Below are 24,118 nucleotides of genomic sequence, written 5' to 3'. Positions count from 1 at the left end.
CCACCCCACGGCCGCAACCGAGATGTACCGCGTGATGACCCAACCCGATCTTGAACTGGGCGTGGTCGGCAACGGCAGCTTCGGCGCCCTGGTCGACAAACGTGCCCGCGTTGTCTGGAGCTGCCTGCCCACCTTCGACGGCGACCCCACCTTCTGTGCCCTGCTCGGCCCCAACCAGCAGACCGGTGGCGACTTCGCCATCGAGCTGGAGGACTTCGCCAGCAGCGAGCAGGAATATCTGACCAACACCGCGATCCTTCGCACCGTCCTGCGCGACGCGCATGGTGGTGAACTGGAAATCCTCGATTTCGCCCCCCGCTGGCGCCAGAACGACCGTTTCTACCGCCCGGTCAGCCTGATCCGCCAGGTGCGTCCGCTGGCCGGCAGCCCCCGCATCACCGTACGCGCACGCCCGCTGGCGGACTGGGGCGCACGCGTGCCCGAGTCCACCTGGGGCAGCAACCACGTGCGCTGGATCCTGCCGGAGCATGTGCTGCGGCTGACCACCGACGTGCCAGTGCGCTTCGTACGCGACGGCCTGCCATTCGTACTCAACCATCCCGTCCACCTGATCCTGGGCGTGGATGAATCCCTCAACCGCTCGATCAGCGGCTACGTGCAGGAAGCCTTCCAGCGTACCCGCGACTACTGGCGCGAATGGGTGCGCTACCTGTCCATTCCGCTGGAATGGCAGGACGCGGTGATCCGCAGTGCGATCACCCTCAAGCTGTGCCAGTACGAGGACAGCGGCGCGATCATCGCGGCGATGACCACCTCCATTCCGGAAGCCCCCGGCAGCGTGCGCAACTGGGACTACCGCTACTGCTGGCTGCGTGATGCCGCGTTCGTGGTGCGTGCGCTGAACCGCCTCGGCGCGACGCGCACGATGGAACAGTTCCTCGGCTATATCTTCAACCTGGCCACCACCGACGGCACGTTGCAGCCGCTGTATGGCATCGGCTTCGAGGCCAAGCTGGACGAGGATGAGGTTCCCAGCCTGTCCGGCTACCGTGGCATGGGCCCGGTGCGGCGCGGCAACCTGGCCTGGGTGCAGCGCCAGCACGATGTCTATGGCAGCGTGGTGCTGGCTTCCACCCAGCTGTTCTTCGACCGGCGCCTGCAGGACCCGGGCGATGCGCACACCTTCGCCCGCCTGGAACCGCTGGGTGAACAGGCATTTGCCCTGCACGACGTACCCGATGCCGGCCTTTGGGAGTTCCGCGGCCGCACTGAAGTGCACACTTACACCAGCGCGATGTGCTGGGCGGCGTGCGACCGCCTGTGCAAGATCGCCGTGCGGCTGAAGCGTGATGACCGCGCACGCTACTGGCGCGAGCGCGCCGACACCATCCACGCCCGCATCATGGCCGAATCCTGGAGCGAGGAGCTGGGCCACTTCACCGATACCTTCGGTGGCCATCGGCTGGATGCCTCGTTGCTGCTGCTGGCCGACATCGGTTTCATCGACGCGATGGATGCGCGCTTCATTGCCACCGTCGATGCCATAGGGCGCGACCTCAAGCATGGCAATTCGCTGTACCGCTATGTCGCACCGGATGACTTCGGCGAGCCTGAAACCAGCTTCACCATCTGCACCTTCTGGTACATCGATGCGCTGGCGGCAATCGGGCGCATGGACGAAGCGCGCGAGATGTTCGAGCTGCTGCTGAAGCAGCGCAACCACCTGGGCCTGCTGTCGGAGGATCTGGCCTTCGACAGTGGCGAAGCCTGGGGTAACTTCCCGCAGACCTATTCGCACGTCGGCCTGATCACAGCCGCGATGCGCCTGTCGCGGTCCTGGCAGGAGGCATCGTGAGTCGACTGGTGGTGGTTTCAAACCGCGTGGCCGTGCCGGGCGAGAACCGCGCCGGCGGCCTGGCGGTGGGCCTGTTGGCCGCGCTGAAGGAACGCGGTGGCATGTGGTTCGGCTGGAGTGGCAAGAGCGTGCGCGACGGCAGCGGCACGCTGCACACACAGAAAGACGGTGACATTGAATTCGTCACCCTCGACCTGAGCAAGCGCGAGGTGGACGGCTACTACAACGGCTTCGCCAACCGCACCTTGTGGCCGCTGCTGCACTTCCGCCTGGATCTGGTCGACTACGACCGTGGCACCCGCGAGACCTACCACAAGGTCAACGCGCTGTTCGCTGACAAACTGGCGCCGCTGCTGCGCGAGGACGACATCGTCTGGATCCACGATTACCACCTCATCCCGCTCGGCGCACTGCTGCGCGAGCGTGGCATCGGCTGCCGCATCGGCTTCTTCCTGCATATCCCGATGCCCTCGGCCGACCTGCTGCAGGCGATGCCCGACCACCTGCGGCTGTTCTCCGCGCTGTACGCCTATGACCTGGTCGGCTTCCAGACCCAGCGCGATGCAGATCGCTTCCAGACCTACCTGCGCCTGTTCGGTGGTGGTCGCGTGCTCGACAACGGCGAGCTGGAAGCACCGGGCGGGCGCCGCTTCCGTGCCGCTGCCTTCCCGATCGGCATCGACACCGAATTGATCGCACGCCAGGCCGGCACCGCCGCCACCAAGACCGCGGTAAAGAACCTGCGCGCCAGTCTGCGCGATCGCCAGCTGGCGATCGGCGTGGATCGCCTGGACTACTCCAAGGGCCTGCCCGAGCGGTTCCTCGGCTTCGAGCGCTACCTGGAGCGCCACCCCGACCAGCGCGGCTCGCTGACCTACCTGCAGATCGCCCCGGTTTCACGCGGCGACGTCACCGAGTACCGGCAGCTGCGCAGTCAGCTGGAACAGATCGCCGGGCACATCAACGGTGGCCACGCCGAACCTGACTGGACACCGCTGCGCTACGTCAACCAGAACTTCACCCATGCCACCCTCACCGGCTTCTACCGGGCGGCGGCGGTCGGCTTGGTTACGCCGCTGCGCGATGGCATGAACCTGGTGGCCAAGGAATACGTCGCCTCGCAGGACCCGGAAGATCCCGGCGTGCTGGTGCTGTCGCTGCTGGCCGGCGCCGCCGACGAACTCAAGCAGGCACTGCTGGTGAACCCGCATGATCTGGATGGCGTGGCCGACGCCATCGCCACCGCGGCAACGATGTCGCTGCGCAAGCGCAAGGAACGCTGGCACGCGATGATGGATCACCTGCGCACCTATGACATCAACCACTGGCGCCGCAGCTACCTGGACGCGCTGGAGGGCTGAACGCCCCTCATTGCGGGCTGGTTCGACACGTCACCAACGTGTCGACACGGTCCGCAAATTGTCGCTTTCAGCATGAAATTGGGATCGCATGAAACCATCAAGCGAGGGTGATGACGCGCCCTGCCCTCGCCGACACGCATTATCCCGTCCTGCGTAAAGCCCCTCGGCACAACGGTTTTCCCGGCTCCACCGCACCCACCGGCCACGGGCCAGCGAAAACGAAAGACGCGGAAAGCATCTGTCTTCATTCTGCATTGACGCGCGCTCACCAAAGTGACGCCCCCGGAGCGACCGCACGCCATCGCCAACGCGTTTGCGAGGCGCCGCGCACATCACATCTGGGGGGTCACCGCATGTCCGCTTACGAACGTCTCATCGAAGATGCCGCCACACGCCTGGAGCTCGGCCCACGCACCCGCTGGGTGGTCGAAGTGCTCATCGCCTGGGTCGCCTCTCACCCACACGGACTGGAGGGGGTGCAACAGCGTTTCGAAGCGGCAGGGCTGGCCGCCCGCTATCACTCCTGGCGGCATCCCGCCTCGCTGCGCCTGCCCATTGTTGCCAGCGAACTGGAGCGCGCCCTGGGAGCACACACGCTGGCCATGATCGCCCACCGCAGCGGCATGTCACCCGGCCCGTTCCGGGTGGTGGCCAGCCATCTGCTGCCCGCCATCGTTACCCTGCTCTCCTCACCACAGGCCGCAGTGGCCGCCCCGGCCGCCACCCGACCAATGCAGGGCGGCGCGGCCTCCAGACACATGCGCTGTTTGCTGGCCACGCGCACGGTGTACGGCATGGCGCTGCGCAGCCTGCTGTGGACCATGGCGGTTATCACCGTGCTGGGCCTCACCACCTGGGTGCTTTTGATGGCGCGTACACCGCGGTGGATGGCGCAGGACCTGCCACGTCATCACGAAGCACAGTTGTCCATTCATCAGCACGGTAGGCGGGTGCGGGTGCAGGGGCGCCTGCCTGGCGAAAGTGACCGGCGTCGCGTCTGGAATGCACTGTCGGCGGTGCATGGTGCGCAGAGCCTGCATGGCGGCATCGCACTGGACCCGCACGCCCGGACGCCGCGCTGGCTGGACCGCCTGATCGCCGACCTTCCCCACCTGCAGGGTGACGGCCTGCACCTGGTGATCGACGGCAACCGGTTGCAGATCGATACCCGCAGCATGCAGGAGGCCGAGCGGTTGGCCATCTCCCGGCGCCTGCGCGAGGACTTCCCGACACTGGAAATGAGCGGACTGTGGGGGCCAGGCCTGGCCGCCCTGGCGCAGCTGTCGCCAACTGCCGACGCAACGCAGCGAGTGGCCGCGATGAACCAGACCACGCTCAAGTTCCATGCCGGGTCGTCCGATCTGACCGGCGACTCGCGCCAAACACTCGAAGCGGTCGCCGACGCACTCCGCGGCACACCCACCGGCACGCGCGTGGAGATCGGCGCGCACACCGACAGTCGCGGCCACGCCGATGCCAACCTGCAGCTCAGCCAGCAACGTGCCGAAGCGGTGTTGCAGGGGCTGCAGGAGCTGGGGGTGGCGCCTGACACCCTGGTCGCCGTGGGCTACGGTCAGGAACACCCTGTGGCTGACAACCGCAGCGACAGTGGCCGCGCGCAGAACCGCCGTATCGGCTACCGGCTGCTCGACTGAGACCTCCAGCGCTGGAGGGCGGAACAAAAAAAGGGGACGGAGGGGATCAAGTCGTTTGTGCACAAACGACTTGATCCCCTCCGTCCCCTTTTTCCTTCAATCCAGGAACCGCGCGGCCTGCTCCGGTGCGGGCAGGTAACAGGCGTCGTGCCGCCCGAACCAGCGGTAGCGGTTGCGCGCGAGCGCGCGATACGCGGCATCACGCCAGCCGCGTGGCACTGCCCGCAGCACGCCGGTCAGGCGCCAGGCGCCGCCCAACCCCGCCAGCACGCGCAGGATCGCATCGGTATCGGTCCAGGCGCCCTGCGCATCCAGCAACAGGAATGACATCGGGTCCTGCGGATCCAGCCCGTGCGTGCGCAGCATCGCACTGCCCTGCGCCCCCTGCATCGCCGCAAAGCGGTAGCGCCCCCTGCGGTCGAAACGCAGCAGGAAACGCACCCAGCGGTTGCACAGCGCGCACACGCCATCGAACACGATCACCGCGCTGCCCGTCTCGCCGGCGGCCTCACTGCGGTTCGAGCCAGCCTTCATAGCGGATCAGGGCTCCCACCCAGGGCAGCGTCACATCGACCAGGAAAGTGTAACGCTCACCCTGCCAGGCTTCACGGCAACGCACGCCACCAAACCAGCGACTCGGCAGCGGCAGCAGCCCGAAGGCCCAGACCCGGCGCACCGACCAGTCGATGCCACCCGCGTGCGCCTGCAGATCAAATTCGAAGCGCACCGCGCCCAACTGCTCGCGCAGGTATCCCTCGTGGGCCCACAGCCGCGACACCATCGGCCAGCGGCCAAAACGCCGCGCCCATTGCTCGCCCTGCCCGCGTGTATTGAACGCCACCTCGGTCGGCAACGCATCGCCGTCCTTCGGCAGCCGCGCCAACGCAGCCAGCACGGGTACCAGCCAGTGCGGCCCACGCTTGATCCGTGCCTGCCCTGCGTAGCGGCACGGCAGTGGTGCGGCATGCAGCGCCTGCACCGGCGCCGCCAGGCTGGCGAAGGCCGGCCCCAGCACGCGCGCGAACAGCGGCAGGGTCAGGGCGCGATCCAGGCCAGCGTCGCCATGCGCCCGGTGCGACGGTCGCGCCGGTGCGAATACAGGTCCGGATCGGCCATGGTCGATACCGTACCGCCATGCACCTGGGCCGGGTCCATGCCCGCCGCCTGCAGGCGCTGCCGTGCCAGGGTGAACAGGTCCACCTTCCAGTGGCCCGGCCGGGTCGCCACGAAGGCCGCCTCGGCAGCCGGATCGTGCCCGACGAAGGCGTGGTAGACCTCCTCGCCGATCTCGTAGTCAGCCGGCCCGGCCGCCGGGCCCAGCCAGGCCCGCAGCTGCGCCGGTGGGGTCTGCATGGCGGCCACGGTGGCCTCCAGCATGCCGTCGGCCAGCCCGCGCCAACCGGCATGGGCGGCGCCCACCTCGCTGCCATTGGCAGCGGCGAACACCACCGGCAGGCAGTCCGCAGTCAGGATCGCCAGCACCACGCCCGGCACCGAGGTCACCGCGGCATCGGCCACCGGCTCGCTCGCTCCTTCCGCAGGTGGTGCGTTGAAGCGCAGCACCGTACTGCTGTGCACCTGACGCAGCCAGTGCGGGGCCGACGGCAGCGCCAGCCCCTGCTGCAGCAGCTGGCGGTTGTGCTCCACATTGGCCGGGGTATCACCATCGGCCGCGTGCCGGTTGCCCAGGTTGAACTGCGCGAACGGTGCCGGCGAGATGCCCGCGCCATGCCGACGCGTGGTCAGCGCATGGACGCCCGGAGGCGCCGGCCAGTCCGCCTGAAGCAAGGGCAGCGCGGCGGCCATCACCAGCGGTCCCGCTCGCGTGCGGCGAAGGCTTCGCTGTCTTCGCGCAGCACCTTCATCAGGTGCAGCATGTCCTCCGGCACCGGCGCAGTGTTGCGCACCGGCTCACCGGTGATCGGATGGGTGAACTCCAGGGTCTCGGCGTGCAGGGCCTGGCGCTTGAAGCCACGCAGCGCGGCCACCAGCTCGTCGCTGGCGCCCTTGGGCAGCTTCAATGCGCCGCCGTACAGCGGGTCGCCGATGATTGGATGGCGCACGTGCGCCATATGCACGCGGATCTGGTGGGTACGGCCGGTTTCCAAGCGGCACTCCAGCGCGGTGTGCGCACGGAAGCGCTCGCGCAGGCGGTAGTGGGTGATCGCTTCCTTGCCGTCTTCGCGCACCGCCATCTTCAGGCGGTCACGCGGGTGGCGGTCGATCGGGGCATCGGCGGTACCGCCGGCCACCAGCGCGCCCATCACGATGGCCAGGTACTGGCGATGCACGTCGCGTGCGGCCAGCTGCTCGACCAGCGCGGTCTGCGCTTCCAGGGTCTTGGCCACCACCATTACGCCGCTGGTGTCCTTGTCCAGGCGGTGCACGATGCCGGCGCGCGGCAGCACCGCCACCGACGGGTCGCGGAACAGCAGGGCGTTGACCAGGGTGCCGCTGTGGTTGCCGGCCCCCGGGTGCACCACCAGGCCCACCGGCTTGTTGATCACCAGCAGGTGCTCGTCCTCGAACAGCACGTCCAGCGGGATGTCCTCCGGCTGGGCGTCGGTCTGGGTTTCGAGCACCACGTTGAGGGTCACGACCTCGCCGCCGCGCAGCGGATCGCGCGGGCGCACCTGGGCACCATCCAGCAGGACGTCGCCCGTCTTGATCCACTCGGTCAGGCGCGAACGCGAGTATTCGGGGAACAATTCGGCCACCACGGCGTCGAAACGACGGCCGGCGGCGGTGTCGGGGACGATGGCCTGGCGGGCCGATTCAGAGGGTTGTTCAGACATGGCAGGGGGGATTCTTTGAAATTTTGGGGTCCCGGCGGCCGGTTTCAGTCGCTGGACAGGACACTAGGCTATCATCGACCCTTCGTATTCCAGCCGCGTCCCGCCTCGACCTCATGATCCGACGCTCCGCCATGCTCTCCGCGCCCGTCCGCCTCACCGCCCTGCTGCTGGTGCTGGTCATCGCCGCCACTGGCTGCCACCGTGGTGCCAAGAAGGGCGATCGCCCCGATGAAGGGACGCCGGTCGAACAGTTGTACGAGAAGAGCCACAAGCTGATGCAGGGTGGCAACTGGAGCGGGGCTGAATCCAGCTTCCGCCGCCTGGTGGCCCAGTATCCGTACGGCCCGTACACCGAACAGGCGATGATCGAAACCGCCTACGCACAGTACAAGGCCGGCAAGCACGATGACGCGGTGTCCAGCATCGACCGCTTCATCCGTACCTACCCGACCCACCGCAACATCGCGTACATGTACTACCTGCGCGGCCTGGCCAACTCCAACCGCAGTACGGTTTTCCTGCGCCGCGTATGGTCGCTGGATGCAAGCCGCCGCGACCTGTCCACTCCGCACCAGGCGTATTCGGACTTCAACATCGTGGTCGACCGCTACCCGAACAGCCGCTATGCCGCCGATGCGCGCCAGCGCATGCTGGAGCTGCGTGACGTGTTCGCCCAGCACGAGCTGGACAACGCCCTGTACTACATGCGCCGCGGCGCCTGGGTCTCGGCCGTGGGTCGCGCCAACTACCTGCTGGAAACCTACCCGCAGAGCGCCTTCCAGTACGACGCCGTAGCTGTGCTGGCCGATTCCTACACCCACCTGGGCAACAAGACCCTGGCCGACGACGCCCGCCGCGTCCTGCAGCTGAACCAGCCGGACCACCCGTGGCTGGAAGGCAAGTGGCCGAAGTACCCGTGGATGATCCGCAAGCTGAACCCGTTCGCCGGCGAGAAGTCCGCCAGCACCGGCCAGCGCAACGCGCGACTGGAAAAGAAATAAGAAAAAGGCCCCGCAAGGGGCCTTTCTTGTTTCTGTAGCGTCGAGCCATGCTCGACTGCTCTCCTCGTCGGCCTCCCTGCACCGGTCCACGGCACTAGGAATTCTACGAATCCCCGGCGGATGCGACGCCGGTCGCAGCCTGCTCTGGCGAGGCCCTCCACACTGCGGCGCAACGGCCATCCCGGCCGTGAAGGAGCGCCCCATGACCCCACCGCCCCGCCGTATCCGCCCCCTGGCCTGCCTCCTCGCCACCACCCTGCTGACGCTGTCCTCCGGCCCCTTGGCTGCCGCACCGGATGCACCGGGCGATCTGCTGTCCGCGGCCCCCTATCGCGCGTCATGGGTACCGTCCAAGGCCGCGCAGGCCTACAAGCTGCACTACCGCACCCCGGACCATCGCGGCCAGCTGGCCGAAGGCACCGGCCTGCTGTACCTGCCCGCCGGCGCGGCTCCTGCAGGTGGCTGGCCGGTGGTGTCGTGGGCACATGGCACCCAGGGCATCGCGGACCGCTGTGCGCCTTCAGTGTCCGGCCCCTACCAACCCGAACGCGACGGACGCTTCCTCGATCAGTTCCTGGCACAGGGCTATGCGGTGGTGGCCGCAGACTACCAGGGCCTCGGCAATCCAGGTGACCATGCCTATCTGCATGTGCGCACTGCCGCGCGCAACGCCATCGACCTGATCAAAGCCAGCCGCCAGTACCTGGGCACCGCAACGCTGTCGCCGCGCTGGGTCTCGGTCGGCCATTCGCAGGGCGGCGCCGCCGCGCTCACGGCAGGCCACATCGCCCCCACCTATGGCGGGCCGGCGTTGCACTACCGCGGCAGCTTCACCACTGGTACGCCCACCGCGGTCGAGCTGACCGCGCTGGTGATGAAGCCAGGCAACCGCACCGCCAATCCTGGCGCGCTCAATGCGTATCACGCGTATCTGCTCGATGGCCTGCTGCAGGTCGCGCCGCAGATCGACCGCGTCCTCAGCAACACCGGCCGCGCCCGCGTGGCAGTGGCACGCGAGCAGTGCCTGGGCGAACTGGCCGCCACGCTGGACGGTGCGGATACCGGCAGCATGTTCACTGCACCGCTGACCAGCGTGCCGGGCATCTGGGCCGTGTTGTACGACTATCTCGGCGTACCACGTCGCGGCTTCAGCCAACCGCTGATGCTGGGCCACGGCAGCGAGGACCGCGACGTGCCCTATCTGACCACCCTGCTGTATGCCGCAGGCCTGGCCCTGCGTGGCGAGCCGGTCGCGTTCCGACGCTACCCGGTCGACCACCGCGGCACGCTGGACGCGGCCGCTGCGGATGGCCTGGCGTTCGTGCGCGCACGGCTGGGGGATGCGCACTTCAATGAAGCGGCCGAGACCGCCCATCTGGAACAGGTACTGGACGAGTCCCCGTAAATCCACGCCATGCGTGGACAGCCCGAAATGTAGAGTCGAGCCACGCTCGACTGTCTCTGAGCCGAGCATGGCTCGGCTCTACAACAGATCCACGCCCACGCGTGGAGGGCCCGGTAGCGGCGGGCCAAGGCCCACCGCCCGCTGCCTCAGCCCTTGTAGCCGTTGCTGATCGGGTAACGACGCTCACGGCCGAACGCCCGGCGCGAGACCTTCGGCCCCGGCGCGGCCTGATGCCGCTTCCACTCGCTGATGCGCACCAGGCGCAGCACGCGGTCGACTACGGCCGCGTCGTAACCGGCGGCCACGATCTCCGTGCGCGACTGCTCCTGGTCGATGTAGCGGTACAGGATGCCGTCCAGCACGTCATAGGCCGGCAGCGAATCCTGGTCCAGCTGGTTCTCGCGCAGCTCGGCCGACGGCGGACGGCTGATCACCGCCGGCGGGATCACCGGCGCGCCGCCCACGGTGTTGCGCCACTTGGACAGCCCGAACACCTCGGTCTTGTAGAGGTCCTTCAGCGGCGCGTAGCCACCACACATGTCGCCGTAGATGGTGGCGTAGCCGACCGCGTACTCGCTCTTGTTGCCAGTGGTCAGCAGCAGGCCGCCGAACTTGTTGGCCAGCGCCATCAGGATCACGCCACGACTGCGCGACTGCAGGTTTTCCTCGGTCACGTCCGGGGTCGTGCCTTCAAACATCGGCGCCAGTGATTCCATCAGGCCCTTGAAGGCCGGTTCGATCGACACCGCCTCCAGCTTCACGCCCAGTGCCTGGCACTGTTCTGCAGCCAGGTCATTGGACAGGCCGGCGGTGTAGCGCGACGGCAGACGCACGGCAGTCACGTTCTCCGCGCCCATCGCGTCCACGGCCATGGCCAGCACGATCGCCGAGTCGATGCCGCCGGACAGGCCCAGCCACACCTTCTTGAAGCCGTTCTTGCGGCAGTAGTCCTGGATGCCACGGGTCACCGCGCGCCAGGCCAGCGCGTCCATGCTCTCGTCGCCGTCGTCCATCCACACGTGCGGCATGAAGCGGCGGGTTTCACCGTCGTACTCCACCACCAGCCATTGGTCGACGAAGGCGGCGGCGGCCGGGTGCACGGTACCGTCGCCATCGGCCACCACCGAGGCGCCGTCGAACACCAGCGCGTCCTGGCCACCGACCACGTTGAGGTAGGCAATCGCTGCCCCGCTCTCACGGGTGCGCGCCGCCAACACGGCGTCGCGCTGGGCGTGCTTGCCACGCTCGTACGGCGAAGCATTCGGCACCACCACCAACTGCGCGCCGGCGCGCATGGTGTCGGCCATCGGCTCGGCAAACCACAGGTCCTCGCAGATCAGCAGGCCCACCGGAATGCCGTTGATCTCGAACACGCAGCTGCCGCCATCCGGATCGACATCGAAGTAGCGGCGCTCATCGAACACCGCGTAGTTGGGCAGCTCGCGCTTGCGGTAGGTCTGCTCCACCAGGCCGTCACGCAGCACGCTGGCGGCGTTGTAGACCACCGCGCCGGCGGCCTGCGGCCAGCCGACCACGGCGGTGATGCCACGGCAGGCGGCGGCGATACGACCGATCGCCTGCTCGCATTCGTACAGGAAGCCGGGACGCAGCAGCAGGTCTTCCGGCGGGTAGCCGCTCACCGCCAGCTCGGGGAACATCACCAGCTCGGCGCCATACTCGTCGCGCGCCTGGCCGATCATCTCGATGATGCGCTCGGTGTTGCCGGCGACATCGCCGACCGGGAAATCGAACTGCGCCATCGCGATGCGGATCGAAGCCATGGGAATCCAGCCTGTGGTTGCAATGCCGCCATTGTAGCGCTGCGCCATGCGCGCGCCGGACACGCTCCCTGCGTGGACAGCCCTGGCTCAGTAACTCCACGCCATGCGTGGATGGGGTTACCGGGATGGCCGGGCACCAGACGCAGAAAGGCCGCCCGGAGGCGGCCTTTCTGTTTCAGTAGCCGGCCAGCGGCCGGCTCTACAGCATCGTCTGCCGGAGGCAGTCGATCTTATTTCACCAGCTTGGCGATGGCAGCGCCCAGGTCGCCCGGCGAGCGCACGGTGACGACACCGGCCGCTTCCATGGCAGCGAACTTGCCTTCGGCAGTGCCCTTGCCGCCCGAGGCGATCGCACCGGCGTGGCCCATGCGCTTGCCGGCCGGAGCCGACGCACCGGCGATGAAACCGACGACCGGCTTCTTCACGTGGTTCTTGATGTACTCGGCGCCAGCTTCTTCGGCGTCGCCGCCGATTTCGCCGACCATGATGATGCCTTCGGTCTGCGGGTCTTCGTTGAACAGCTTCAGGCAGTCGACGAAGTTCAGGCCGTTGATCGGGTCACCACCGATGCCGATGCAGGTGGACTGGCCCAGGCCGACTTCGGTGGTCTGCTTGACCGCTTCATAGGTCAGGGTGCCCGAACGCGACACGATGCCGATCTTGCCCGGCTGGTGGATGTGGCCCGGCATGATGCCGATCTTGCACTCACCCGGGGTGATGACGCCCGGGCAGTTCGGCCCGATCAGCACGGTGTCCGGATGCGAACGGGTCAGCACGTTCTTGACGCGCAGCATGTCCAGCACCGGGATGCCTTCGGTGATGCAGACGATGACCTTGATGCCGGCAGCAGCGGCTTCCAGGATTGCGTCAGCCGCGTACGGCGGCGGCACGTAGATGACCGAAGCATTGGCGCCGGTGCTCTGCACGGCGTCGGCAACGGTGTTGAAGACCGGCAGGTCGATATGGGTGGTGCCACCCTTGCCCGGGGTCACGCCGCCAACAACCTGGGTGCCGTACTCGATCATCTGAGTGGCGTGGAAGGTGCCCTGCTGGCCGGTGAAGCCCTGCACGATCACCTTGGTGTTCTTGTTAATCAAAACAGACATGGGAATTCCTTGGTGTCGGATCAGGCAGCGTTCTTGACAGCTTCAACGATCTTCTTGGCGCCATCGTTGATGTTGTCAGCCGGGATGATGGCCATGCCGCTGTCACGCAGCAGCTGCTTGCCTTCTTCCACGTTGGTGCCTTCCAGGCGCACCACGACCGGAACCTTGACGCCTACTTCCTTCACGGCGGCGATGATGCCTTCGGCAATCATGTCGCAGCGGACGATGCCGCCGAAGATGTTGACGAAGATGCCTTCAACCTTGTCCGAGGACAGGATCAGCTTGAACGCTTCGATGACGCGCTGCTTGTTGGCACCGCCGCCCACGTCCAGGAAGTTCGCCGGCTCGCCGCCGTTGAGCTTGATGACGTCCATGGTGGCCATGGCCAGGCCGGCGCCGTTCACCATGCAGCCGATGTTGCCGTCCATGGTGACGTAGTTGATGTCCAGCTCCGAAGCGATCACTTCGGTCGGATCTTCCTGGGTCTTGTCGCGCATGGCGACCAGGGCCTTCTGGCGGAACGCGGCGTTGTCGTCGCTGTCGAACTTGCCGTCCAGCGCGTACAGGTTGCCGTCGTCCAGGATGGCCAGCGGGTTGATTTCAACCAGGGCCAGGTCCTTTTCGTTGAACAGGCGGTACAGGTTCACCATGATGCTGGCGAACTGGCCGGCCTGCTTGGCGGTCAGGCCCAGCTTGAAGCCGAAATCACGACCGTGGTAACCCTGCACGCCTTCGACGAAGTCGACGTTCAGCGAGTGGATCAGCTCCGGGGTTTCAGCGGCGACCTGCTCGATCTCCACGCCGCCTTCCGAAGAGGCGATGTAGGTGATGGTCTTGGTGCCACGGTCAACCAGCACCGACAGGTACAGTTCCTTGACGATCTCGCCGGCGGTGGTCACCAGCACCAGGTTGACCGGCAGTTCAACGCCAGCGGTCTGGTAGGTGGCCATCTTGGTGCCGAGCATCTTGGCCGCAGCGGCCTTCACGTCGTCGGTGGTCTTGCAGAACTTGACGCCGCCAGCCTTGCCGCGGCCGCCAGCGTGGATCTGCGCCTTGACCATCCAGGGGCCCTGGCCCAGGGAGTTGGCAGCGGCAACCGCTTCGTCCGGGGTCGCAGCGACCTTGCCGGCCGGGACCGGGATGCCGTACTCGGCAAGCAGTTGTTTTGACTGGTATTCGTGGAAATTCATGCGTCACCGTGGGAATAGGAACGACCGCACGCAATTCCTCAGGGCCCCGGCGGGGCGCCGGCATGGACCGCGGCGGGCCCACTATTGTGGCCGAGCCAGCGCCGGGGCGCAAAGAAGTCTGTACAAAACGCCACAGCCGGCCAGATTTCTACCGTCATTCAGGCAGTTGCGCCCGGGCCGCGGTTGGCCACCGGTATCCACCGCGGGCCAAATGCGCGATCCAGAGGGCTCCGGCGGCACCTGTCCGTGGGCCCTATACTGGTCAGCCAGGGTGTGTAGAGTCGAGGTTACTCGACCGCTTCCACCGCAGGCCACATCGAAGCGACGAACCCGCCCGGCTTCAGGGGATGCCAGGCAGGCCCGCCGCAGATTCCAGACCCAGGCAGCCAGAAGGGGAGTTCCGGCGTGTCACCCAGTGCTTCATTGATCGACCGCATCGAATCGATCCCGCGGCGTGAGCTGTACTTCTTTGCGCTGTACCGGGTGCTGATCGCCGCGGTCATCGCCGGCCTGCTCTACAGCCCTTTGTCGGGCATGGTCGGCGAGGCCCATCACCCGCGCCTGGCCGATACCGTCGCGGCCATCTATCTGGTGCTTTCGCTGTTGGCCCTGGTGATTGGCCGCAACGAACGCTGGCTGCGCCCGATCGTGGTCAGCAGCGTGCTGGTGGACATCATCGCCGCCACCCTGCTGGCACACGCCCTGCCCGGCGCCAGCGCCGGCATCTCGATGTCGCTGCTGTTCAACATCGCCGCTGCCGCCACCCTGCTGCCGTTGACCTGGGGCCTGGGCCTGGCGGTCGCTGCCAGCCTGGCCACCGGTACCGAATACCTCTGGAAGGTGCTCGAAGGCGGCGACCCCACCCGCACCCTGGCCGAGCTGGCCATGTTCGCCACCAGCTACCTGGCACTGGCCTTCATCAGCTACCAGGTGGGCAGTCGCGCCCGTCGCAACCAGCAGCTGGCCAACCAGCGCGGCGACGAAGTGGCCAACCTGTTCCAGATCAACGAACTGATCATCCGCCGCATGCGCACCGGCGTGCTGGTGGTGGACGCCGACAACCGCATCACCCTGGCCAATGAAGCGGCCTCGATGCTGCTCGGCGACAACGACGGCATTGGCGAGACAGGACGCCTGGACCTGGCCAGCGCCGCGCCGGAACTGGCGCGCCGCCTGCAGCGCTGGCGCAACGGCTGGGCGCAGGACGAACTGCCGCTGCAGCTCAACCCCGACCAACCCGAAGTGCAGCCACGCTTTGCGCGCCTGCTGGCCGGCAGCGAGCTGGCCCTGGTGTTCCTGGACGACTCCAGCGTGGTCTCGCGCCGCGCCGAATCGCTCACCCTGTCAGCGATGGGCCGCTTCTCGGCCAGCCTCGCCCATGAGATCCGCAACCCGCTGGCGGCGATCAACTACGCCGTGCAGCTGCTCGAGGAAGGCACCGGTTTCAACGAGAGTGACCGCCGCCTGCTGCAGATCATCCGCCAGCAGTGCCAACGCACCAACGGCATCGTCGAGAGCGTCCTTGGCCTCGCCCGCCGTGAACGCGCCACGCCCGAGAACGTGGACCTGGTCGCCTTCGTGCGACGCTTCGTGCTGGAGTACAAGCAGGGCCAGACGCTGGAGACCGACAGCATCGAGCCGATCATCAGTGACACGGCGGTGATGGCGCAGGTCGACACGAAGCACCTCTACCAGGTGCTGACCGTGCTGGTGCACAACGCACTGAAATACGGCCGCATCGGCCAGCAGCCGGCGCGCGTGCGCCTGCGCGTGGCGCAGCACGAGCGCAGCGCGGTGATCGACGTGATGGACCGCGGCCCCGGTATTCCCGAGACCGTGGCGGCGCAGTTGTTCCGCCCGTTCTTCACTACCTCCGAGCATGGCACCGGCCTGGGCCTGTATATCGCCCGCGAGTTGTGCCGCGCCAACCAGGCACGGCTCGACTACATCCCGGTGCCGGCTGGCGGCTCCTGCTTCCGTCTGGTGCTGCCCGGCCCGCACACGCTGTTGCCCACCTGATTCCAGATCTGTGCGTCAAACATTTGTCGCTTCCAGCCCCCTCGTTTATCTTTCACGCCCATGAACGAAACCCGCAGCGCCCTCGTCGTCGACGATGAACGCGACATCCGCGAACTGCTGGTACTGACCCTCGGCCGCATGGGGCTGCGCATCAGTACTGCCGCCAACCTGGCCGAAGCACGCGAGTTGCTCGCCAGCAATCCGTACGATCTCTGCATCACCGACATGCGGCTGCCGGACGGCAACGGCATCGAGCTGGTCAGCGAGATCGCCCAGCACTACCCGCGCACGCCGGTGGCGATGATCACCGCGTTCGGCAGCATGGACCTGGCGGTGGAAGCACTGAAGGCCGGCGCCTTCGACTTCGTCAGCAAGCCGGTAGACATCTCGGTGCTGCGCGGCCTGGTCAAGCATGCGCTGGAACTCAACAACACCGAACGTCCCGTGCCCGGCCCTGCTGCCGAACAAGGCGCACGCCTGCTGGGTGCTTCGCCGGCCATGGACGTGCTGCGCACCACCATCGGCAAGGTTGCGCGCAGCCAGGCACCGGTCTACATCCTCGGTGAATCGGGCGTGGGCAAGGAACTGGTCGCGCGCACCATCCATGCCCAGGGCGCACGTGCGGCCGGACCGTTCATACCGGTCAACTGCGGCGCCATTCCCGGCGAACTGATGGAGAGCGAGTTCTTCGGCCATCGCAAGGGCAGCTTCAGCGGCGCCCATGCCGACAAGCCCGGCCTGTTCCAGGCTGCGCACGGCGGCACCCTGTTCCTGGACGAAGTGGCCGAGCTGCCGTTGCAGATGCAGGTCAAGCTGCTGCGCGCGATCCAGGAAAAGTCGGTGCGAGCGGTTGGTGCGGCCAATGAGGAGCCGGTGGACGTACGCATCCTCTCGGCCACCCACAAGGACCTGGCCGAGCTGGTCGAGGATGGGCGCTTCCGCCACGACCTGTACTACCGCATCAACGTGATCGAACTGAGGGTGCCGCCGCTGCGCGAGCGCCGCCAGGACCTGCCGGAACTGGCCGCCGCGGTACTGGCACGCCTGGCCCGCAGCCACGGCCGTGCTACCCCGCTGCTGGCGCCTTCGGCGCTGGAGGCACTGGCGCAGTACGCCTTCCCCGGCAACGTGCGCGAACTGGAGAACATCCTGGAACGCGCGCTGGCCCTGGCCGAGGAAGACTGCATCGGCGCCGACGACCTGCGCCTGCCGCAGCACGCGCCGCGTGCGCCGGGCAGTGCCGCGCCCGCCGAAGCCGTGGCCGACCTGCAGCCCGGCAGCGCCGCCCTGCCCTCGTACATCGAGCAGCTGGAGCGCAGCGCCATCCAGCGCGCGCTGGAAGAGAACCGCTGGAACAAGACCCGCACTGCTGCGCAGCTGGGGATTACCTTCCGCGCGCTGCGCTACAAGCTGAAGAAGCTGGGGATGGAGTAAGCGGTCGGGACCGCGCCATCCACGCATGGCGTGGATCTACTGTAGAGCCGAGCCCACGCTCGGCTGCTCTTCGGTCCCTCAGCCGAGCATGGGCTCGGCTCTACCTCAATCCTTGGTAACGCGATTGATCTCGGCCAGGCTGGTCACACCCGCCGCCGCCTTCTTCAACGCCGACTGCCGCAGGTCATTCACCCCGATCTGCTGCGCCGCCTCGGCAATCTGCAGTGCATTGCCACCGGCCAGCACGATCGTAGCGATCTCATCGGTCATCGGCATCACCTGGTAAAGACCGGTACGGCCCTTGTAGCCCTCGGTGCACTCATCGCACCCCACCGCCTCGTACAGCTCAATGCCTGCGTCCAGCTGCGCCTGGGTGAAGCCCTCGGCCAGCAATGCATGCTCCGGCAGATTCGCCGGGCGCTTGCAGTTGTTGCACAACCGGCGCGCCAGGCGCTGCGCGATCACCAGCGTCACCGAGCTGGTGATGTTGTACGGCGCGATGCCCATGTTCATCAGGCGCGCGATGGTCTGCGGCGCATCATTGGTATGCAGCGTGGACAGCACCATGTGGCCGGTCTGCGCCGCCTTGATCGCAATCTCGGCCGTCTCCAGGTCGCGGATTTCGCCGACCATGATGATGTCCGGATCCTGTCGCAGGAACGAGCGCAGTGCCGCGGCGAAGGTCATGCCGCGCTTGTTGTTCTGCTGTACCTGGTTGACGCCGGGCAGGCGGATTTCCACCGGGTCTTCGGCGGTGGAGATGTTGCGCGTCTCATCGTTGAGGATGCCCAGCGCCGTGTACAGCGACACCGTCTTGCCCGAACCGGTGGGGCCGGTCACCAGCACCATGCCGTACGGCTTGTGGATGGCCTCCAGGAACAGCTTCTGCTGGTCCGGCTCGTAGCCCAGCTTGTCGATACCCAGCTTGGCCGCGCTGCCATCGAGGATACGCAGCACCACCTTCTCGCCGAACAGGGTCGGCAGCGTGCTGACGCGGAAGTCGATCTGCTTGGTCTTGGACAGGTTGAGCTTGATGCGACCGTCCTGCGGCACGCGCTTCTCGGCGATGTCCAGCTGCGCCATCACCTTCAGGCGCGCGGCAATGCGTTGGTTCAACTTCACTGGCGCGCGCGCCACCATCTTCAGCAGGCCGTCGATGCGCAGGCGCACGCGGTAATCGTCTTCGTAGGGTTCGAAGTGGATGTCCGATGCGCCCTTGCGGATCGCGTCGACCAGCACCTTGTTGACGAACTTCACCACCGGGGTGTCGTCACCCTTGGCGTCGATGCCGGAGTCGCCACCGGCATTGTCCTCGTCACCCAACCCGACATCGAGGTTGGCCATACCCTCGTCATCGCCACCGAGCGCGTCGCCGATGGTGTCGTGGCTGGCGTGCCACTGCTCCAGCGTCCGGCGGATCTGGTCTTCATCAACCAGGATCGGTTCCACCACCAGATTGGTGTGGAACTTGATCTCGTCCAGCGCATGGGTCGGATTGCTGGTAGCGACGAACAGCTTGCCGCCGCGTTTGAACAGCGGCAGCACGTTGTGCTTGCGCAGCAGTTCCTCGCTGACCAGGCTCATCGCATTCTGGCTGGCGTCGAACGTGGACACGTCGAACAGCGGCATGCCGAACTCGACAGCGTTGGCGGCGGCGAGCTGCGAGGCGCTGACCAGCTTGTTCTGGGCGAACCAGGTGGGCAGCGGCTGGCGGGCGGCGGCGGCCCTGGCCATCGCGTCGCGGGCGGTAGCCTCGTCGAGGGCGCCGTCCTGGACCAGGCGGCGGGCCAGGCCGGTGATGCCGACGAGGTTGGGGGGGGAAACAACGCTCATGGTCTTCCTCGTATCACTTTTGCCCTGACGGCTGGGAATCAGCGGTTGCAGCCGGAACCGGGCCGGTGGAGGCCAGGTAACTCAGCAGGCGCAGTGGCCCGTTCCGTCGAGCGTCAGGCGCAAGCGCCTGCCAGTACTGGTCCGTCAGCTGCCGCGACGCTGCGGTATCCCCCAGCGACCGTGCGGCATGTTGCATTGCACCGAACAGATAATAGCCCGAGCCGGCATCGGCCAGCAGCGCCGGGCCACGCTCGCCCTGCAACAATCGACGTCCTTCCGTTAGTACGGTGTGGTGATCGTCGGTGGCCGCCGCAGCGACCAGGGCCAGGCTGGCAGACACGGTCGCATCCTGCGGCGAGCAGTCCATCCATGCTCGCTGTGACCACAGCGCCGCACGTTGCTCTGCCGCCAGGAACGGCGAGGTATCACTGAACAGCGCGAACAACAACTGAGCACTTTCCAGCGGCGCCTTGTCCAGCTCGCAGCGAACCGCAAGCCCACGCAGCGCCTGGGCACGCAACCAGTCAGCAGCACTGACATCCTGCGAAGGCGCAGCATTGCCTTGCAGAAGAGCGGCGAGCGCCCGCGCGGCCGGACGCTTGTCATCACGGCTCGATGCGGGCTGGGCGCGATCCTGCGCTGCGCCACCCACGCGCGCGTCATCGGCGCGAGACACAAGCGCCCAAGGCGCCACCATCACTTCTTGGAAGTCACGGGTGAATGCGCCCTGGAAGCGCGCCACGGGTGCCTTCAGCCTCAGCGTAGGGAAGTAATCGGAATTACGTGCGGCCGGATACAACGGCACGAAGGCTCTCAGCGCAGCGTCGTCCATCGACAGCGTGCCCTGCAAGTCCGCCAGCGAATGCACGCCGATGCGCGCAAGCTCTGCACGCAGTGCAGGTTGCTTGAACAGGCTGTCGTTCATCGGCGGCAACTTGCCCTTCGGCGTTGCCACGAGGATCAGGTCGCCGCGGTTGGCCAGGTAGGCGCGCGCATCGGAGAACTGCTCCAACATGCCTGCCAGCACCGAACTGACCAGCTCGGGCGTGATCTCATACATTTGCAGCCACTGCACGAACACGCCACCTTCGTTGAGCTGCTGCGGCACGAACGCATAGAACTCATCGCTGAACAGCGCCGCCGTGCCACCTACCCACGGGTTGGAAGGTTCGGAAATGATCAGATCGTACTTGCGTGGGCTCGCGGCGAAATAGGACTTGGCGTCGTCGATCACCACATGCGAACGCGGGTCCTTGAAGGCGCGTTCGACACGCTTACCAAACAGGCGCGCGCCTTCGACCATGGCCGGTTCGATCTCCACCGTGTCCACCCGGCCAACGCGACCATCGCCCAGCAGCGTGTGCGTGCTGAGCCCGGAACCGAAGCCGATCACGCCGACGCGCTGGTAGTCCTCGCGCAGTGCCAGCGGCAGTGCCGCCAGCAGGATCATCGTCGACTCGTCGCTGGTCGGCACCTGCTGCATCGACACCGACATGGCCGCGTCCACCTTGCCGTTGGTGGCAATGGCGCGCATCTGGCCGCCCGCATGCGGATTCTCGTAGACCGCCACGGTCGCGGTCTGCCCATCTCGGGAGAACAGCATCCGCGCGGTATCGGCCAAGCGTACATTACCGTGCCGGTAAACGGAGGAATTCAGCACCAAGGGATCAAACCGTACCAGCAGCACCGCCGCGATCACTCCGGCGACGCCCAACGCACCGGCCCGCAGCAGCGGCGAACTCAACCCGCGCTCGTCCGCTGCACGCATACGATGCAGCAGCACCCAGCCCAATGCGATATCCACCAGTGCAGCCACCAGCAGGGCGTACTTCAAGCCTAACAGCGGCATCAACAAATGGATGGCTGCCAGCACGCCCACGATCGCGCCCAGTGTGTTGAAGGCGTAGGCCTGGCCGATCGAGCGTTCGCCGTGGCCACTGCGCAGCAGGGCCAGGGTCAGCAGCGGCAGCGTCATGCCAGCGAAGAATGCGGCCGGGAACATCACCAGCCCGGCAATCACCGCACTGGCCAGGTTGTACAGCACGTATCCGTCGGTGCTGCGCACGATGACCCGCATCAACCAGCCCACCCAGTCAAAAGCCTGGGCGTACACGAACATCGAGGCCAGCGCGGCCAGCCCCATCCAGACCTGCACCCAGCCGGCCACCCGCAGCGGTGATTGCATGTGGTCAGCACGGCGGCGCAGCCACAGCCCACCGAAGGCGATACCGAGGATGAAGGCCGCCAGCATCAGTTCGAAGGAATGCAGCGTGGTGCCCAGCGCCAGCGACAACATGCGCACCCAGGTGATCTCATAGACGAACGACGATGCACCTGTACCGGCGGCCACAAGTAGCACCAGCAGCACCGGCACCGCACTGCGGCGCAAGCCATCGGATCCCGGTGTGATCGCCGGACTGGCGATTACCGCCGGGGCACTGGCGTCACGGGCCAGGGGATAGACGAGGATGGCGACGACGATGTTGAGCAGGCCGGCACTGAGTACGGTGCCGGGCAGACCAACTGCGGGAAGCAGCAGGTAGGTGGCCACCAGCGCACCGGCCGCCGCGCCCAGACTGTTGGAGAAATACAGCCCGGCAAGCACTTCACCCTGCGCCATCGGCTGCAGGCGCATGTAGCCGGCGCTCATCAGCGGGAAGGTCGCCCCCAGCAGGATGCACTGAGGCAGCACCAGCGCGGTGGCCAACGCCCAGCGCAGCGCCGTTGAGGACGCCCCCTCCATGCCGGGCATCAAGTGCGTGTAGGCCCAGCCGGTCACGCCCTGGAACAGACCGTCGAAGCCGATGCCGAGTACACCGATCACCAGTTCGATGACCGCATAGGCCAACAGGGGGCGCTGCAGTAGTGCGCTGCGCCGGCTCACCAGCCACGCGCCCAGCGCCATGCCGCCCATGAACAGGATCAGCACCAGGGATTGTGCATGCGAGGAATGCCCGAGGAACAGCCCCAGGTACTGCGTCCAGATAGACTGGTAGATCAGCCCGGCGATCCCGGACAGGATGAAGATCAGCAGCAGCCATGGGCCATGGCTGTTGGATGGACGGTTCATTGCGGCTCCCCAGTCGCACGGTCAATCGTCAACAAAACACCAACGCTGCGCAACGTGCAAGTCCCGGATGGGTCAACGACGTGGGTCGCTTCCTTGCGCAGGCCTTGGCGCAGCCTTGAAACTTGGCTGTATCACTCCTCGATGCGCGGCCGCTCCTGCCGCCCCATCGGAATGGTCCGCAGCGCCGCGGCCGCTTTCATGAAGGGGCTGCACACCTGCATCAGGAACGCATTGTGCCCGGGCTCGTCCAGCCCGGTCGGCTCGCGGCACGCGCTGGGCACGTAGTACGTACCGAACGTCTGGTCGAACACCGAAAAGACCGTCGCGAAGTTCTTGCCGACTCCTTCGCCCTGGCGCACATGATGCCATCGGTGCATCGCCGGCGAGACCAGCACCCGCCCCAGCCACCCAAGTGTCCATGGCACGTTGGCATGGGTCAGCAGACCGTAGTAGTGCCTGACCAGTGCGTTGGCGTAGATCGCCCAGAGCGGCACGCCCAACAGCAGCAGGATGCCGATGTCGATCAGCGCAGCGTTGAGCCGGTTCAACGGGTGCTGGCGATATGCCGAGAACCAGGTCAGCTCGCGATCGCTGTGGTGCATGGCATGGATTGGCCAGAACCAGCGGGTGTGTTCGAGGCGGTGCCGGACATAGCTGATACCGTCGGCCACGAACACCACGATCAGCAATACGCCCCAGGCCGGCAGTGAACCCCACAGCTCCGCCGCCCAGGTCATTTGCCAGCCCCGACTGGTGCGGTACATCCAGATCAGCAGCATCCCCAGAAGCGGCATCAGCAGCACCACCTCCAGTGCCAGACACAGCAAGTTCACGCGGGCGCCCTGCGGCCACAGACGCCGCACCAGGCCCGCAAGGTTGCGGCGCTGCAGGATCAACGCGAGCAGCAGGAAGGCCCCGGCCTCGACGCTGACCGAGGCATAGGCTTCATGCAGTTGAGTGCCCAGGTCGAACTCCATTTTCGGCACAAGAACAGCCAATGCACCCACGGAGCTCCTCCACTTCAGATTTCCACGCATTCAACAACCAACAAATAAAAAGGCCCCGTTCTCACGGGGCCTTCTTCAATCACACTCAGCCGCAGCGCTTACAGGGAAGCGGCCGGCTTGCCCTGGCAGGAACCCGGGCGGAACTTGGTGTCGATCGAGCCTTCGCAGGTCCATTCCGGGATCACGCCATTGGCCACCTTGGTGGCGTCCGGGGTCAGGGTGATGGTCTTGCCATCAATGTTGGTGTCACCGATCGCCTGCGCGGTAGCAACAATGGCAGTACCGTTCCAAGCCAGCGACTTGACGTACTTGGTTTCCTGGAAGTCCGGCTGCCACTTGTTGTCCGGCAGCTTGTTGTTGCTGGCCACGTATTCCGACAGGTCGGTACGCAGGGAAGAAGCAGCCAGGATCACTTCCGAGACCTTGGCCTTCTTGGTGTAGTTCGAGTAAGCCGGCAGCGCGATGGCGGCCAGGATGGCGATGATCGCAACGACGATCATCAGTTCGATCAGGGTGAAGCCCTTCTGGTTCTTCATGGTGGTACATCCCCAAGATAAGTGGTGGTTGATGTCGGGGGTGGCGGCCGGCCGGCCAGATGACCGGATGAGCAGGCTGCCCGTCCCCGCGGGTGGATCAACGCAGGTT

Annotated in this window: 18 protein-coding genes; 7 read left to right on the top strand and 11 right to left on the bottom strand. The window is 66.4% G+C overall.

Translation table 11 applies throughout. The features are described 5' to 3' along the window. The first annotated feature begins 34 nt into the window (after window positions 1-34). The 3 genes from HLA98_RS06095 (at window position 35) to HLA98_RS06085 (ending at window position 4,832) form a co-directional block, all read left to right on the top strand. Window positions 35-1,816 carry a glycoside hydrolase family 15 protein gene (locus HLA98_RS06095; protein WP_057499817.1) on the top strand — a complete coding sequence of 594 codons (1,782 nt, stop codon included), beginning with the start codon at window positions 35-37 and terminating at the stop codon, window positions 1,814-1,816. Next, entirely contained in the window at window positions 1,813-3,177 is a 1,365-nt protein-coding gene (gene otsA, locus HLA98_RS06090; RefSeq protein ID WP_049447464.1) for an alpha,alpha-trehalose-phosphate synthase (UDP-forming), read from the top strand. The genes HLA98_RS06095 and otsA overlap by 4 nt, the downstream gene beginning before the upstream one ends. Before the next feature lie 353 nt (window positions 3,178-3,530). Beyond that, window positions 3,531-4,832: an OmpA family protein gene (locus tag HLA98_RS06085; RefSeq protein ID WP_057499815.1), complete on the top strand. Its 1,302-nt coding sequence runs from the start codon at window positions 3,531-3,533 to the stop codon at window positions 4,830-4,832. Between the two features lie 96 nt (window positions 4,833-4,928). On the opposite strand, the gene HLA98_RS06080 is transcribed toward HLA98_RS06085, so the two are convergent. From HLA98_RS06080 to rluD, 4 genes are read right to left on the bottom strand one after another with little or no spacing between them, the layout of a single operon-like run. Next, window positions 4,929-5,366, bottom strand: coding sequence for a thiol-disulfide oxidoreductase DCC family protein (locus tag HLA98_RS06080; RefSeq protein ID WP_057499842.1), 438 nt, complete (start codon window positions 5,364-5,366; stop codon window positions 4,929-4,931). Then, a complete protein-coding gene (locus HLA98_RS06075) occupies window positions 5,341-5,865 on the bottom strand; it encodes a DUF4166 domain-containing protein (RefSeq protein WP_057499843.1) in 525 nt (174 codons plus the stop codon). Before HLA98_RS06075 ends, HLA98_RS06080 begins: the two co-directional genes overlap by 26 nt. A 2-nt stretch (window positions 5,866-5,867) precedes the next feature. Continuing rightward, a complete protein-coding gene (gene pgeF, locus HLA98_RS06070) occupies window positions 5,868-6,638 on the bottom strand; it encodes a peptidoglycan editing factor PgeF (protein WP_057499844.1) in 771 nt (256 codons plus the stop codon). Continuing rightward, a complete protein-coding gene (gene rluD, locus HLA98_RS06065) occupies window positions 6,638-7,627 on the bottom strand; it encodes a 23S rRNA pseudouridine(1911/1915/1917) synthase RluD (protein ID WP_057499845.1) in 990 nt (329 codons plus the stop codon). Before rluD ends, pgeF begins: the two co-directional genes overlap by 1 nt. A 113-nt stretch (window positions 7,628-7,740) precedes the next feature. Here rluD and HLA98_RS06060 point away from each other — a divergent pair, with 113 nt between their 5' ends. Together HLA98_RS06060 and HLA98_RS06055 are read left to right on the top strand one after the other, a co-directional pair. Further along, window positions 7,741-8,628 (top strand): outer membrane protein assembly factor BamD, encoded by an 888-nt coding sequence (locus HLA98_RS06060; RefSeq protein WP_049447469.1) that lies wholly within the window; start codon window positions 7,741-7,743, stop codon window positions 8,626-8,628. A gap of 202 nt (window positions 8,629-8,830) precedes the next feature. Then, on the top strand, window positions 8,831-10,033 hold the full coding sequence (locus HLA98_RS06055) for an alpha/beta hydrolase family protein (protein WP_129550647.1): 1,203 nt from the start codon (window positions 8,831-8,833) through the stop codon (window positions 10,031-10,033). 146 nt (window positions 10,034-10,179) lie between these two features. Here the strand turns inward: HLA98_RS06055 and HLA98_RS06050 are convergent, their stop codons facing one another. From HLA98_RS06050 to sucC, 3 genes are all read right to left on the bottom strand, one after another. Next, window positions 10,180-11,814: an NAD+ synthase gene (locus HLA98_RS06050; protein ID WP_129550646.1), complete on the bottom strand. Its 1,635-nt coding sequence runs from the start codon at window positions 11,812-11,814 to the stop codon at window positions 10,180-10,182. A 230-nt stretch (window positions 11,815-12,044) separates the two neighbouring features. Beyond that, a complete protein-coding gene (gene sucD, locus HLA98_RS06045) occupies window positions 12,045-12,920 on the bottom strand; it encodes a succinate--CoA ligase subunit alpha (protein ID WP_005410793.1) in 876 nt (291 codons plus the stop codon). A gap of 20 nt (window positions 12,921-12,940) precedes the next feature. After that, window positions 12,941-14,110 carry an ADP-forming succinate--CoA ligase subunit beta gene (gene sucC / locus HLA98_RS06040; RefSeq protein ID WP_004154430.1) on the bottom strand — a complete coding sequence of 390 codons (1,170 nt, stop codon included), beginning with the start codon at window positions 14,108-14,110 and terminating at the stop codon, window positions 12,941-12,943. A 405-nt stretch (window positions 14,111-14,515) separates the two neighbouring features. Between sucC and HLA98_RS06035 the strand changes: the two genes are divergently transcribed. Beyond that, a complete protein-coding gene (locus HLA98_RS06035) occupies window positions 14,516-16,129 on the top strand; it encodes a sensor histidine kinase (RefSeq protein WP_049447477.1) in 1,614 nt (537 codons plus the stop codon). A 60-nt stretch (window positions 16,130-16,189) separates the two neighbouring features. Beyond that, on the top strand, window positions 16,190-17,563 hold the full coding sequence (locus HLA98_RS06030) for a sigma-54-dependent transcriptional regulator (protein ID WP_049447478.1): 1,374 nt from the start codon (window positions 16,190-16,192) through the stop codon (window positions 17,561-17,563). 105 nt (window positions 17,564-17,668) lie between these two features. Here the strand turns inward: HLA98_RS06030 and pilB are convergent, their stop codons facing one another. The 4 genes from pilB to HLA98_RS06010 all read right to left on the bottom strand — a co-directional run bounded on the left by pilB (window position 17,669) and on the right by HLA98_RS06010 (window position 24,009). Next, window positions 17,669-19,396: a type IV-A pilus assembly ATPase PilB gene (gene pilB, locus HLA98_RS06025; protein ID WP_057499447.1), complete on the bottom strand. Its 1,728-nt coding sequence runs from the start codon at window positions 19,394-19,396 to the stop codon at window positions 17,669-17,671. Between the two features lie 13 nt (window positions 19,397-19,409). Further along, a complete protein-coding gene (locus HLA98_RS06020) occupies window positions 19,410-22,466 on the bottom strand; it encodes a fused MFS/spermidine synthase (RefSeq protein ID WP_057499448.1) in 3,057 nt (1,018 codons plus the stop codon). A 131-nt stretch (window positions 22,467-22,597) separates the two neighbouring features. Continuing rightward, window positions 22,598-23,473: a sterol desaturase family protein gene (locus HLA98_RS06015; RefSeq protein ID WP_160320739.1), complete on the bottom strand. Its 876-nt coding sequence runs from the start codon at window positions 23,471-23,473 to the stop codon at window positions 22,598-22,600. A 98-nt stretch (window positions 23,474-23,571) separates the two neighbouring features. Beyond that, entirely contained in the window at window positions 23,572-24,009 is a 438-nt protein-coding gene (locus tag HLA98_RS06010) for a pilin (RefSeq protein ID WP_057499450.1), read from the bottom strand. Window positions 24,010-24,118: the final 109 nt, after the last annotated feature.

Source organism: Stenotrophomonas africana (assembly GCF_013004645.1).
GTDB classification, from domain to species: domain Bacteria; phylum Pseudomonadota; class Gammaproteobacteria; order Xanthomonadales; family Xanthomonadaceae; genus Stenotrophomonas; species Stenotrophomonas africana.
The sequence above is the reverse complement of the archived record's forward strand: the minus strand, read 5'-3'. Positions and strand labels throughout refer to the sequence as shown.

What these genes read in the sequence shown, in the direction of transcription:
- HLA98_RS06095 (WP_057499817.1), top strand. Translation starts at nt 35, where the DNA reads ATGACCCAACCCGATCTTGAACTGGGCGTGGTCGGCAACGGCAGCTTC.
- HLA98_RS06085 (WP_057499815.1), top strand. Translation starts at nt 3,531, where the DNA reads ATGTCCGCTTACGAACGTCTCATCGAAGATGCCGCCACACGCCTGGAG.
- HLA98_RS06080 (WP_057499842.1), bottom strand. Translation starts at nt 5,366, where the DNA reads ATGAAGGCTGGCTCGAACCGCAGTGAGGCCGCCGGCGAGACGGGCAGC.
- pgeF (WP_057499844.1), bottom strand. Translation starts at nt 6,638, where the DNA reads ATGGCCGCCGCGCTGCCCTTGCTTCAGGCGGACTGGCCGGCGCCTCCG.
- rluD (WP_057499845.1), bottom strand. Translation starts at nt 7,627, where the DNA reads ATGTCTGAACAACCCTCTGAATCGGCCCGCCAGGCCATCGTCCCCGAC.
- HLA98_RS06060 (WP_049447469.1), top strand. Translation starts at nt 7,741, where the DNA reads ATGATCCGACGCTCCGCCATGCTCTCCGCGCCCGTCCGCCTCACCGCC.
- HLA98_RS06055 (WP_129550647.1), top strand. Translation starts at nt 8,831, where the DNA reads ATGACCCCACCGCCCCGCCGTATCCGCCCCCTGGCCTGCCTCCTCGCC.
- HLA98_RS06050 (WP_129550646.1), bottom strand. Translation starts at nt 11,814, where the DNA reads ATGGCTTCGATCCGCATCGCGATGGCGCAGTTCGATTTCCCGGTCGGC.
- sucD (WP_005410793.1), bottom strand. Translation starts at nt 12,920, where the DNA reads ATGTCTGTTTTGATTAACAAGAACACCAAGGTGATCGTGCAGGGCTTC.
- sucC (WP_004154430.1), bottom strand. Translation starts at nt 14,110, where the DNA reads ATGAATTTCCACGAATACCAGTCAAAACAACTGCTTGCCGAGTACGGC.
- HLA98_RS06030 (WP_049447478.1), top strand. Translation starts at nt 16,190, where the DNA reads ATGAACGAAACCCGCAGCGCCCTCGTCGTCGACGATGAACGCGACATC.
- pilB (WP_057499447.1), bottom strand. Translation starts at nt 19,396, where the DNA reads ATGAGCGTTGTTTCCCCCCCCAACCTCGTCGGCATCACCGGCCTGGCC.
- HLA98_RS06020 (WP_057499448.1), bottom strand. Translation starts at nt 22,466, where the DNA reads ATGAACCGTCCATCCAACAGCCATGGCCCATGGCTGCTGCTGATCTTC.
- HLA98_RS06010 (WP_057499450.1), bottom strand. Translation starts at nt 24,009, where the DNA reads ATGAAGAACCAGAAGGGCTTCACCCTGATCGAACTGATGATCGTCGTT.